This is a genomic window from Flavobacterium collinsii (assembly GCF_902804485.1).
Classification (GTDB): Bacteria; Bacteroidota; Bacteroidia; order Flavobacteriales; family Flavobacteriaceae; genus Flavobacterium; species Flavobacterium collinsii.
In genome coordinates, this window is record NZ_CADCST010000132.1 from 1 (window position 1) to 13,708 (window position 13,708).

General features: G+C 35.5%; 7 protein-coding genes. 3 read left to right on the forward strand and 4 right to left on the reverse strand.

Annotation, left to right across the window (positions count from 1 at the left end; genetic code table 11):
• From FLA105534_RS20835 to FLA105534_RS20845, 3 genes are all read left to right on the forward strand, one after another.
• On the forward strand, positions 1–459 hold a 459-nt coding region (locus tag FLA105534_RS20835), incomplete at its 5' end, for a hypothetical protein (RefSeq protein ID WP_217427719.1).
• 101 nt (positions 460–560) lie between these two features.
• Positions 561–1,025 (forward strand): hypothetical protein, encoded by a 465-nt coding sequence (locus FLA105534_RS20840; RefSeq protein ID WP_173968012.1) that lies wholly within the window; start codon positions 561–563, stop codon positions 1,023–1,025.
• 98 nt (positions 1,026–1,123) lie between these two features.
• The gene (locus tag FLA105534_RS20845) at positions 1,124–1,540 is read left to right on the forward strand and encodes a hypothetical protein (RefSeq protein ID WP_173968013.1); all 417 of its coding nucleotides are present in this window, start codon (positions 1,124–1,126) and stop codon (positions 1,538–1,540) included.
• A 265-nt stretch (positions 1,541–1,805) separates the two neighbouring features.
• Here FLA105534_RS20845 and FLA105534_RS20850 read toward each other — a convergent pair whose 3' ends face one another.
• The 4 genes from FLA105534_RS20850 to chiA all read right to left on the reverse strand — a co-directional run bounded on the left by FLA105534_RS20850 (position 1,806) and on the right by chiA (position 13,264).
• Complete coding sequence (locus tag FLA105534_RS20850) at positions 1,806–4,550, reverse strand: fibronectin type III domain-containing protein (protein ID WP_173968014.1); 2,745 nt, start codon at positions 4,548–4,550, stop codon at positions 1,806–1,808.
• A gap of 472 nt (positions 4,551–5,022) precedes the next feature.
• On the reverse strand, positions 5,023–6,642 hold the full coding sequence (locus tag FLA105534_RS20855) for an ABC-F family ATP-binding cassette domain-containing protein (protein WP_173968015.1): 1,620 nt from the start codon (positions 6,640–6,642) through the stop codon (positions 5,023–5,025).
• 225 nt (positions 6,643–6,867) lie between these two features.
• Entirely contained in the window at positions 6,868–7,671 is an 804-nt protein-coding gene (locus FLA105534_RS20860; RefSeq protein WP_246253284.1) for a TlpA family protein disulfide reductase, read from the reverse strand.
• A gap of 601 nt (positions 7,672–8,272) precedes the next feature.
• Positions 8,273–13,264 carry a T9SS-translocated chitinase ChiA gene (chiA, locus tag FLA105534_RS20865; RefSeq protein WP_173968016.1) on the reverse strand — a complete coding sequence of 1,664 codons (4,992 nt, stop codon included), beginning with the start codon at positions 13,262–13,264 and terminating at the stop codon, positions 8,273–8,275.
• Between the last annotated feature and the right edge of the window lie 444 nt (positions 13,265–13,708).

Sequence of the window (13,708 nt, forward strand, 5' to 3'; positions counted from 1 at the left end):
TTTTTAGGCTCATTACACATACGAAATGACATGAAAGAGCCTCTTACTCGCAAAGAAGTAAATAAATTATTAAATAGTCGCCCCAGGAAAATGGGAGACCCAGTAAATGCAATTCAGAGTAACACAATTTTCCCAACTCATTTACATTACTTTAAGTACGTATTTTTAAAACTGCAAAATAATATAAATGAAATTATTAAATATTCTGAATATTTTGATGAAGAAATATTAGATTATTTAATTAAAATGAATGTTATAATTGAGTTTCACTTTAGTGATTTAGCATCCACCGGAAATAACACAAGCATCATTTGGCATGAATTTGAGATCTACTGTATGGGTATTAATATGCATAATATCCGAAAACGTTTTGACAAAAAATATCTTAAGTATTTAGATGAACTAAAGCCATATTATGAATCCATAAATGGTGATAAAAAAATAAATGATCCAGTTTAAATATCAATATTGTATACATTTATCAAATGACCCGATCGCTCAGATATGCGCAACGATAGCGCGGAAATTCTTTCCGTGCCCGCAAAGTATGTAAACGTTAAATGAGAAACATCTTTAAACAATTAAAAAATCTAAAAATCACAGGAGGAATTATTTGGCTTTTAGAACTCATTCATGGAAAAGATTATCTAGCTCACAAACTAAATCATTTAAGATCTTTACAACATGGAACCGTTGGACGTGAAGTTGCAGAAATACTCGATAGCAAGCGATATAGATTAATTCCAAAATTTGAAAATCATGATCTAAAACACATCGTTTTAGAATATGAAATGACGATGAAAGATGAAATCAGAATGCAAGCTTATTTAATTGGAAACGGTAATTTTACTTTTCCTTGTTTAATATTCTTTTCTATAGGTATATTTTATCCCACAATATGGAGAGGATTGTTTAAAGAATATAAAGACGGGAAAACTTCAAAGTCAATTCATTTTCTAACTTTAGACAGTTGTATGGAATTACAATTAAAAGATATAAAAAGTGAATATGGGAGAAGAAAATAATCCGATCAAACAAATCTGCGAAATGATATTTCAAAAAACCTTTTCATATCCGTAAAACAAATAACTCAACAAAAATTAAATCTAGTTCAATTAAAAAAATGATTTACATCGATAAAAGTACATTCCCTCATTGTTATATTGAAGAAAAGAAATTTGACTGGGGAGAACCATACGATGACATAACACCAATTTTTAATTTATCAATTGATCCCGAATTATCAGATATTGAATTTACCATTGAAGTATTAGGCAAAAATAATTTTAAAATTAATTTAGAAAAGCTGTACAATATTCTCGTTAATAGAGAAGAAAATGATCGCATAGAAAATTTTAACAACGTTATTACTAATCGCGAATTGCTATTAAATAATATCAACACATATTTAAACTATAATATAGATAAGACTTCTCCGTGGGAACAATCTTTTGATAGATATCCTACCGAAAACGATTATTTGCAATCAATAGAAGAAGATATAAACAGAACATTACTATTTGATAGAAAAGAATATTAATTTTCTACATCCTTAAGTTAAAAAAACTTGACAATATGAGGAAAAATCTATCACTCATTTCTTGTAGACTGGATTAAAATCCAGCCCTACAATATAGATTGAACCTTCGGTTCTCTTTTCTAATTAGACAAAAGCTAATCGTCTGGGTATTTTATAACTACCTCGTAAAAATGTTCTTCTTATCCTTAAAACATATTGTTTTAGCTGTAATAAAAAACGAAACCCCACTTACAGACGCAAATGGGGTTTCAAAAAAAAAAAAAAATTACTTCACAATTAGTTTAGCCGTAAACAATTTACGGGAATGTATTTTTAGAATATAAACTCCTTTTGGTAAATCCTGATTGATTAGGGAAAACTTATTATTGTTTACATTTTTTGTAGCGTATAATAATTTCCCTTCCATGCTGTAAATTTCTATTTCATCAATAGGATATTCAGATTGAATAAAGGTTTCCGTATCGTTCTTTGTTGGATTTGGATACACTCTCAAACCATTATCGATTTTAAATTCGTCATTGTTCAGATGTGGATCGATTACTTCAAAAGAAACTCTGTTTGAAACTTCATTATAAGAATCGTTAGTAAACATTACCAAAAAGTATTTCCCTTTTTGTGTTGGCAATTCTGTAGCTGCAATATTTTTTGTTCCTTCAGAAAGTCCTTCGAAATAGGTATAACTCACCAGAGGTTTTTCATTGGGATTATCTCCATCATGATAAATCCCCAACCAGTCTTTTACAATTCCCGGAGCATCTGTCCACGAAGCGGTAATCTGCTCGCCCAAATCATAAATCGGTTTATTGATCCATAATTCGGTAACGATCGCTCCTACTTTAAAAAATACTTTGTTTCCAATCGGATTAAATCCGTCCTGTAAATAATACTCGGCATAATAGTAGCCTTTTGGCAGTCCTGTGAAAGATTTAGCGTCAGCAACGGTTGTAACATATTGCCAGCTTGTTGCTGTAACTCCGGATCCCGGATTAACCCCCATTCTGTAAATACCAATCCAGTCTTTTGCCAGTTGCGGACCATTTGTATAATTAATAAGGATAGGAGTCCCAACAGAATACTCCGTTTTATCAGTCGTTAAGGTTGGTACCGGCCCTACATAAAAGTATTTTCGCGGTGCAATTTCCGTGTACCCTCCATTTGAGAATATTGCAGCATAATAACGTCCTTTAGTAGCCAGTCCGCTAGAAAAAGTGATAAATCCGCTGGCACTTCCGTCCGTATATTTCCAGGTTTGCGATGGTGAAGAGCCTCCCGGAGTCTGCCCTTCTTTGTATAAACCAATCCACGTTGAAGTACTGGCGGGAGCATCAGTAAAATCAACTTTTATAGGTGTGTTCAACGAATAAGTCAGAGCATCTGTAACTATTGCCGTATTTACATTGTTACTTCCTGTAATCGTAAAAGTCTGAACATCGCTCCATGGCGACCATTCCAAATTACGGTCTCTGTATCTTAACTTCACATAGTATTTGCCATTTGGAAGTGAATTAGAAGCCAAATCCATTTTAGTAATATCTACACCCAAATTGATGTTTACAGTCGAATCTTTCTTAGTACCATACTTTCCGTATAAATTTTCGAAATCTCTATATACCTCTTTCTTAACAATATCGAATGTTGGTGTCTGAGAAATCAAAAACTGACTGGTATTCAACTTCTCATCTGTAGTTGTCGTATAAGTGGATCCGGAAACGGTTAGTGGCAATGTATTTGTCGCAGTAAAAGTATTCGTAATCGAAGGTTTGGCAGGTGCCGCTTTGTTTTTGTATCGATGAAATTCGTCCATTAACTGGTTGTTCTTCCATTTATCAACACTTCCAATAGAATAACTTTCAATGTCCATTTTTCCGTTTGCCACATCAATATCTACAATTTGGTAAATCCAGTTACAAATGGTTTTCTGTACATCATCAAAATCCTGCTCTGTAGAAGATCCCCAATATTGATCCCAGGCTGTACCTCCTGAAATAATATTATAAGTAGGCGTGTTTTTCAACTGTCCTCTATGATAAAGATGATGGTGCGCCCCAATATGCATCGAATATTTTGGAGATGTTACCAATAACGGAACGGCAGTATTACGAACCCATGTCGAAATATCACCTACATATTGCTCTGCCTGATAAGGTCTGTGGCTTAAAGAGAAAATCCATTCTACTGTATTATCAGCATTTGCAGCGGTAAGAACTTTTTGCAACCAGCTAAGCTGTTCTGCCCCTGTATGTTCTGAACTTAAACTAATAAACAAAACATTACCGGCTTGTTGCGCATAATAATTCTCTGTTCCCGACGAAATGCCCTTATACGAAAGTTCACTGATATAAAAATGATCATAATAGGAGTTCATACCAAGTGTCCCATAAGTTTCATGATTTCCTACCGTTGTCTGAATTGGTATGTTGCCAGACAACCCTCTGTTCTTTTTAAAATGTACATTTTCATAATGATCTAAAGTCCCAACATCAACCTGATCTCCAACCATAAAAGTCATAGAGATATTATCATCAGGAGATGCGTCTTTTCCCCATTTCTGTCTGATCTTTCTTTTGGCAGCTGATACCAAGGAATCATAACGAGGCACTGCTTTCAATTGGTTATCCCCCATTATCAAAAAACGGATGTGTCCATTTGATGTGGCAGCCTGTCCCGGATTGGGTAGTGTTTTAAAAGAATAAACTGAAGATACCTCTGCTCCGGTTTTTATTCTGTAGTAATACTTCGTATTCGGTGAAAGATTAAGCAGCTTCGCGCTATGATAGAAATAGTTACCCGGATAACCAGAATCTGTAAAAACATTTGTGTTACCGGTAACGGTAACATTAAGACTAGTGGCTGTCGTCCCATATTCTACAATCGACTCCGGATTACTATCTGTTTTCCAGTTAACATAAATAGAGGTTGGTGTGGCATTCTGTAAATAAGGAAATAAGGTTTGTGCTTTCAAGGCATAACTCAGCCCCAGCAGCAAGAATAGAAAGTAAAGTTTTTTCATACGTTGTTTTTGTTTTAGACCAAACAAAAGTATTCTACCAAAGCGCAATAGCTTTTAAGAGAACATTACCTTTCCCTTATCTTTACTTCTCTTAATTGTAAAGTTGTTTAACCTTTTGAGTACAGTTGGTTTTAGTCTAAATCATAGAACTTTCCAATCAAATTATATAAGATCTTTTTTACGATTTGGCGTAATTTTAAACAATACGAATTAGAACAGCAGATTCTTAAAAACTCAAAATGATGCAAAATATAATTAAACGTTTGTTAATGGTATTCGTGATACTATTTTCATTTACCAGCTGTGAAGTTATTGGAGACATTTTTAAAGCCGGAATGGGTGTTGGAATATTTATCGTTGTCTTTATTATTGCGATACTTATATTCATTTTCGCCAAAGTGTTCGGTAAAAAATAGCAAAAAAAATCCCGTTCGCAATGCGAACGGGATCTCTCTTATTATAAATTATAAAATTACAAATTGTACATCTTCTTTCTTAATTCCTGAATTTTTTCATCATCCAGGTATTCGTCAAATGTCATGTAACGGTCAATCGCCCCGTTTGGTGTTAATTCTACTACTCTGTTACCAACGGTTTGTGCAAACTCATGGTCATGTGTGGTAAAAATCACGGAACCTTTAAAATTTTTCAATGAGTTGTTAAACGCTGTAATCGATTCCAAATCCAAGTGATTCGTTGGTTCGTCCAGCATTAAGATATTGGCTCTTTCCATCATCATTCGGGACAACATACAACGTACTTTTTCTCCTCCTGATAATACACGGCTTGTTTTTAGCGCTTCTTCACCTGAGAAAATCATTTTCCCTAAGAATCCTCTAATAAAAACCTCATCACGCTCTTCTTCTGTTTTGGCGTATTGACGTAACCAATCTACCAAAGTCAAATCATTTTCAAAGAAAGAATGATTCTCAGCCGGTAAATAAGCCTGATTAGTAGTAATTCCCCAATCGAAAGTTCCTGCATCAGCTTTTTGTTGGTTGTTCAAAATTTCGTAGAAAGCTGTTGTAGCACGCGAATCTTTAGAGAAAAGAACAATTTTATCGCCTTTTGCCATATTCAAATCAACATCTTTAAATAAAAGATCTCCTTCGATCGAAGCTGCCAAACCTTCAACGTTCAAAATCTGGTCTCCAGCTTCACGATCCTGATCAAAAATAATCGCAGGATAACGACGGCTTGAAGGTTTAATTTCTGAAATGTTCAATTTAGAAATCATTTTTTTACGAGAAGTAGCTTGTTTTGATTTTGCAACGTTCGCACTAAAACGACGAATAAATTCTTCAAGTTCTTGCTTCTTCTCTTCTGCTTTTTTGTTTTGCTGTGCACGTTGTTTCGCCGCTAATTGGCTTGACTCGTACCAGAAAGTATAGTTTCCTGAATAGTGATTAATTTTTCCAAAATCAATATCAGATATATGTGTACAAACCGCATCTAAAAAGTGACGGTCGTGAGATACTACAATTACAGTATTTTCATAATTTGCCAGGAAGTTTTCCAACCACGCAATGGTTTCAAAATCCAAATCGTTGGTAGGCTCATCCATGATCAGCAAATCCGGGTTTCCAAAAAGTGCCTGCGCCAAAAGCACACGTACTTTAATTTTTCCCTCTAAGTCTCCCATTAAAGTATAATGATGTTCTTCATTAATCCCTAGATTAGACAACATCGAAGCGGCGTCAGAATCTGCATTCCATCCGTTCATTTCTTCAAACTGAACCTGAAGTTCTCCAATTCTGTCTGCGTTTTTATCGTTGTAGTCCAGATAAAGTTCATCCATTTCTTTCTTAACAGCATACAAAACTTTATTCCCCATCAAAACAGTTTCCAAAACGGTATGCTCATCGAACATGTTGTGGTTCTGGTTCAAAACCGACATACGTTTTCCCGGTTCCAAATGAATGTGTCCCGAAGTTGGATCAATATCACCTGAGATGATTTTTAGAAAAGTAGATTTTCCAGCACCGTTGGCTCCAATAACTCCATAAATATTCCCATGAGTGAAAGTAGTATTTACTTCGTCAAACAAAATTCGTTTGCCAAATTGAACTGATAAATTATTGACTGTTAACATGAATGTCTTTTTAATTAATTTTGTGCAAAAGTATGAAAAAAGGTTCAGAGTTGCAAAGATGTAAAGGCTCTAAGTTTTTTGTATTGTGAAACGTGATTTGTAAGATGTTATTTGTGAAATGCTGATAGTGAAATGTAAAATGTGAGATGTTAATTGTGAAATAGATCGCTTCATTGAATACACTAAGTTTTCACATCTTACTTTTTACTTTTTACATTTGACAAATCACATCTGACTTTCCTTAGCCAAAGCCACTTCTAAACTCTCAAAATTAGGAAGCACTTTAGCAATCATCCCCTCTTTGTTTAAAATAAAATGAGTTGGAAATGAATTCAGTTGTAAAGCTTCATTCATATATGTTTTCATATTTGGAATTACAGAATAGGCTAAAGGTCTCTTTGCCAGAAACAATTTAAGTTTTTCCGGAGCATCCTCTGCCAGACTCATGAAAACGATATCTTTTCGGTCTTTGTATTCTTCTGCCAGACGATTCACCTGTGGAAATTCCCGTATACAAGGAGTACAATGAATGTACCAGCATTTTATAACAATTATTTTCCCTTTCATTGATTCATTTGACACCAGATTTCCATTCAGGTCTTTAAATGAAAACTTCGGGAATGGAGTTCCTTCCATTTTATAATTCTTAAGCGCATCAAAGCCAATTTGATTGATAGTTGCTTTTATACTTGTATCTGAACCTACCTGAATCTCGAATAATTTATAATAGTATCTAGAATCTTCGGATTTTAATCTAATCGGAATACAATTTCCATTTGTCAATTGGTCCAGAAATGATTCTTTTGAAATTTCTTTAGAAAGGATGTCCAATGCTATGAAATCTCTCGAAAGCATAATGTTTTTACTTTGATAGGCCGACCATTGACTAAAATTATTCTGAATTTGAACTGGATCAACTTCCGGGGATCCGAAATTGGTTTGAGCAGTACTTATGGCGAAAAAGAAAAGAAGTGCAATTAGGCTGATAAATTTCTGCATGGATTCTGAGATAATTGTATTTGATTTCAAAAGTAGTGAAAGTTTTTTTTAACCGCAAAGACGCAAGGTTTTCGCAAGGTTCGCAAAGTTATTTTTAAAGGTTGTGACGCGGATGAAACAGATTCGTTTCACGAAAACGCGGATTTACACTGATTTTTAAAATCCACTTTTATCTGTATGAGAAGATGCAAAACCATGGAATCTAAGATAATTGTACTTGATCTCAAAAGTAGTGAAAGTTTTTTTTAACCGCAAAGACGCAAGGTTTTCGCAAGGTTCGCAAAGTTTTTTTTAAAGGTTGTGACGCGGATAGAACAGATTCGTTTCACGAAAACGCGGATTTACACTGATTTTAAAATACGTTTTTATCAGCGTCTTTGCGATAGCAAATCCGTTTTATCCGTGTCCTTTATATCAACATTAAGATTAAATCATTTTAAACAAAAAAAAAACCTGGCAATACAATTGCCAGGTTCATAATGCTCTCCTTCAGGTGAAAACCAAATAACAAATCACCTGAATTCGAAGCATTTATTCGAAATAAAAATTAGATTAAAAAATAAATAACCAAACTCAATTTTAACCGTTCCAATATTCTATTTCTGTAATTTTCATTCTTCTATACTGATCTTTAGTTTAAAAAGTTCATTACTTTGAATGATTTTTTATTTCCTGCTTTGTCCGTTACAATAACCACAAATAATTGTTTGATAGAAAAATTGTAGTTTTGAAGCAGTACTTCTTTATTATTTTGAACATTTTTATGACTTATCAATGCCTGTCCAATAGTATTGAAAACCTCAACCTGAGCAATATCTCCAGTTTCACTAGAAACAGCTAATGCATCGTTTTTAAAATAAGCTACTGTACTGCTCTTTGCTTCGATTCCTTCAGGCAATGTTCTTGCGGCTGTAAGTCCTGCAAAATAAGCCGCATACGCTTTAGATAATTCAGCTGAATTACCACAAGAAGAAAAATCCCAGTTTACAGACCAAGTCATTAAACCTCGTAAAGAAGGATACGGTCCGCCTGGCTGCATGGTGTAAGTTCTTCCTGAAAAAGTGGTTCCGGTTCTTAAATAATGCATTGCATTAATTCCTTCTGCCGGCGTTATAAAACCACTACCTGCTGCACTTGGACAAGCCGGTAATGCGATAAGAACTTTTGAGGCCGGTAAGCCATCATAACGCATTCCTGTAGTACCAATGTTATGTCCTTTTATAACCATATCCGTTAGGGCTGTTACCATGTTTGCTCTCTTAGCTGAACCATAGTACTGACCATCTAATCCGTTTTCTCCTCCTGTGTTATACAATTGTACCGCTAACAAATCCAATTCATTACGTAAGTTTTGAATGATTGGCAAGAACGAACCAAAAGTATCATTATAGGTAGAATATCCTCCTTGTACGTATTGTGTTTCCGGAGCCGCAGTTAATAAAAACCCAGGGCCATAGTGCGCTTTTAATTCTTTGAAAGCATCTACCACGTTTTTTAATTTTGGATAAGCAGAAATACCCGCATAAGAAATATCTCTTAAACCTCCTGCACTAAAATTCATCGATCCGCCTTCAAAATCGATATCGACTCCATCAAATTGATACTCGTCAATGATTGCTTTCAGACCATTAACAAAAATGTTTTTTTGATTTACATTCTCCAAAACAACATGACCATTTTGACCTCCAATAGAAACAATAACTGGAACGCCACTATCTCTTAAGGATTTTATATCATTTTTCAACAATTGCTTATTGAAAACTCCATTGGTCAAATATCTGGCATCATTTGTAGTTAATACTGGTGTATAACCATCACGGTTAACGGTTTCTACGAAAGCATAGTCCACTACGTTAAACTTACTTCCCACCATTTGAGAAAAATATAAAAATGGAGCAGAACCATTTTCCCAGGAATGTGCGTATCCTAAAATAATTTTACCTGCTGGAAGCGGAATGAATCTATTAGTGCCCACTGGAGCAATTTTAATGGTATTGTTTAATGTAGTTACACCAGATTTATTATCGGTTGCTTTGATTACAATCGGATAGTCCTGATAAGCAGCTGGTGTAAAATTATACGTATAGGTATTATTTGTACCTGCTGTCATATTGAATGTGCCTCCATTTATTGTAATAGTAACACCTGAAACCGATCCGTCACTATCAACAGCTGTAACCGAAATTGGCACAACCTGGAAAGAACTTTGAGTTACAGTAGTATTCGATGGCGAATTCCAGGTAACTACAGGTAAGGTATTTGGGCAGTTTGCACCTGAACAATTTAATGCAAAATTATATGTTTTTGTATCTGTTGTTCCGTTTGATGCAGTAGCCGTAACAGTTAATGTATGACTAACTGAAAACTGATTTGCTACCGGTGTCCAAATCGCTGTATAAGTTCCCGAAGAATTGGTAGCACTCAAGCTTTGTCCATTTAAACTAAAGGAAACAGATGAGATTGTAGTGGCATCCGCAGCACTTAATCCAACAGTAGCAACAAAATTAATCGCAGACCCTAAATTTATAGCAATTGTCGGAGCTGTTGGCGCTGTAATGGTAACCACTGGTTTAGTCACAACCACCGCTTGTGTATTAAAATTGTAAACTTGCGGTGTCGTTGGCATTGCAAAATTTGCCAAATTATTTGGGTAATAATTAGTTCCATTATTCTCCCATCCATTCAGCTTTAAACTTAAAACTTGTGCATAACCTGCTACAACCGCGTTATCATAAGTGAAATTCCCCTGAGCATCTGAGGTTGCAATAACACTTTTCCATCCGTGTGTATTATCTGTCCAAGGTAAAACCAATTCTATTTTTGCTCCTGAAACAGCAGTAGTGCCATTTTTAACGGTTCCGCTTATTAGATTTGTGCTAACCAAATTTTGTGCAAAATCCAGTGTTTTATCCCCAGAATTCGTCGTTGAAACTGCTGACACAGGAACAAATACTAGATTTGTTTTGGCAGCCGTTACTTTATAATCAGATCCTGAAGCCAGATTTGCAAAAGAATAAGATCCGTCAGCAGCTGTAGTAGCCGTTAAAGTTGTTGTACCCGAAACAGCCGAAACCAGAGCACCTGAAACCGGAGTTGTTCCGTTTAAAACTTTTCCGTTTATGGCATAAGATGACGTTCTTGCAGTAGCACTCGTATTGAAGTTATAAACCTGTGGAGTTGCCGGAACAGCAAAACTAGTCAGATTATTTGGAAAATAATTAACGTCGTTATTTTGCCAAGCATTCAATTTCAAACTCGAAATAGTAGTATATCCGTCTACCACTGAATTGGCAAAGCTATAATTTCCTTGTGCATCTGTAGTCGCCAAAACACTTTTCCATCCGTGTGCATTGTCAGTCCAAGGTAAAATGATTTCTACTTTAGCTCCTGCAATCGGAACTGTACCATTTTTAACGGTTCCGCTAATTTTACTTGTTCCAACATTAAATTCGACAAAATTTAAAGTTTTATCTGCTATCAAATTAGTATAAACGGTTGAAGCCGGAGTATAGGTTTTACCAGCCGCAGCAGCCGTTATGGTATAATTTCCTCCTGATGGTAAACTAAGACTATAACCGCTCGCAGTAGAAACTGCTGTAACAGTAGCTCCTGTAGAAGTTGCTGTAACAGTTACTCCTGAAGCTGGTGTAGTTCCGTTTAAAATTGTACCACTAACAGTATAATATACAATTGGAGAACCTTGCGTAAAGTTCAACGTTTTATTGCTATCTATCGCATTATATACTGTCGAAGCTGGTGTATAAGGAAAGCCTGTTTTGGCAGCTGTAACTGTAAAATTAAGTCCCGCGGTTAAACCTGTAATGCTATAAGCTCCCGTCGCATTAGAAACAGCAGTTAAAACAGTCGTACCGGAAGTTGCTGTAACTGTAACTCCCGAAATTGGCGTAGCTGGCGTAGTATTACTTAAAACCGTTCCACTCACAGTATACAAAGGTTGTGTTCCCTGAATCACTACACCAGTTTGGTTAGTCGTTACATTAGTTAAATTAACAGCTATAAAAGTATAAGCTGCCTTTAACGCTGTAAGGCTATAATTTTGACCAGATGTTAAATTATTGAATGTAAAATTCCCCGTTGCTGAAGTTACGGTTTGCAAAACTACATTACTGGCGTTGCGCAATTCAACTGTTACATCAGTCACTAAAGCAGTTCCATTTTTTACAGAGCCGGCAATGCTTACTGTTCCCGGAACAATACTTCCAAAAGAAGTATCTACCTGAGTTAAAAGTGAATTAGGGATAGAGCCTCTGGTATCCTGAGATAATTCCCAAATCATACCACCAGCCAGATTTTTAGATTTGATGTACTGTACTTTTAAATCCATTGATTGTTTATCTTCATAACTGATAAACTGTTTCAAACTACTGTTGTACAAATAAGGAACTTTGGTCGTGTTATCAAAATACCTTACCCAACCTGCAGCAGCTGCCGTTGGCGTAACTAACATGGTATTTGGATCTAAAAAAGCATGCGAATTGGTAACCGGATTTCCAACCAGACCACAAATTTCGATACTGCCAGATTTCTCACAAGCTGCCGGCCCATCCCAGGTTCCTGTTGGATTTTGCGGATTTGTACAGCCTGCAACATTATATCTTGGTGCAGAAACAAATAACCCCGGAAGGTTTGGATTGGTTCCATTATTGGCAACGTTGTCAAATTTTTTGCCGTAAAAAGGCAATCCCATGATTAATTTATTGGCAGGAAAACCAACTACATTCAAATAGATGTTCGTCAACTCATCAAGTGATTCTGACTGAGTTGCACCATATAATGGATCATTCGGGTTTCCGCTTCCATAGAGAGGAGCATTATAACATGTTTTATCATACCAGTTTCCGCCAAAATCATATCCAAAGTAAGTAATGTAATCACAGTACGTTGAAATATCTTCGGTCATTCCAAACTGTGCCCTGTTGTTTGGCCCTAAATATTGTTTAGGCACATTTCGAACATTGTTTCCGGCTGCAATAGTCACTAGTTTATTAGGCATTGCCTGACGCATGGCTTTTAATAAAAGTACCAGGTTTTTGTTGTCATCCGGATGGTATTTTTGCGGAGGAACCGGGATTCCGTTCACAATTTCAGTACCGTCTGTTCCTCCCATAAGAGGATACTCCCAGTCGATATCAAATCCATCAATAAACGGATAAGTGACAATGAAGTTTGCCATATCTGCAGCTAAAGCAGCTCTTGCCACCGAACTTGCGGCAATTGGAGAAAGATCCTGACCTTTAGTCCATCCTCCAACAGAGATTAAAATTTTTAAATGCGGATACTTTTCTTTCAACTTTTTCAAGTCATAAAAATTCCCTTTTACAGGAGCATCCCATGGAATTCCGCCTTCCGTATGCTCATAATCAGCATAGGTATCCAAACATTTTAATTTTGTATTCTCCGGACGGGCAGGGTCAAAAGTTGTCCCGTAAAAAGAATAATTCAAATGGGTTATCTTGCTCCCGTCTATCTTGGGAACATTGAAATCCCGGGCATAAATTGCCCATTGCGCATAATACCCTACTACTTTTTTACCGTGGGCTGGTTGGGCCGACGCAAGCAAGGGAAACAGTAACAAAAAGAGTAATCTGTAATAATGTTTCATAGTTAATAAATATTGGTTAATAGAAAATAAATATTCCAATTACAATACCTTACCCGCCAAAATGCAGCAAATAAATACAATAACCGGGGTTCAATACACCGCGAATAAAAAACATCGCGATACAGTGGATTTTTAATTCATTACTTCTAAAAATAAATATTACTATTACTGATTCTAGCCATAATCGTTAGTGAATAGTAGTGACTGATATTTATTTAATTTTAAAAAAAATTAGTTTAAACACAGAAGATAAATTTGGGATTCATCAATCTAAATACTTTACTTTTTGTCATGTTTTGTTTTATGCGTCTTATTTGGTTTTTAAATGTTAATACTATTTATGATGGTTATATTTTTATTATGATTGATTGTTTTTAAGTTAGAAAGACAGCCAAAATCACCATAATTATCTCTGCCAGAAGCCTCTGGCAGAGACAATAAATT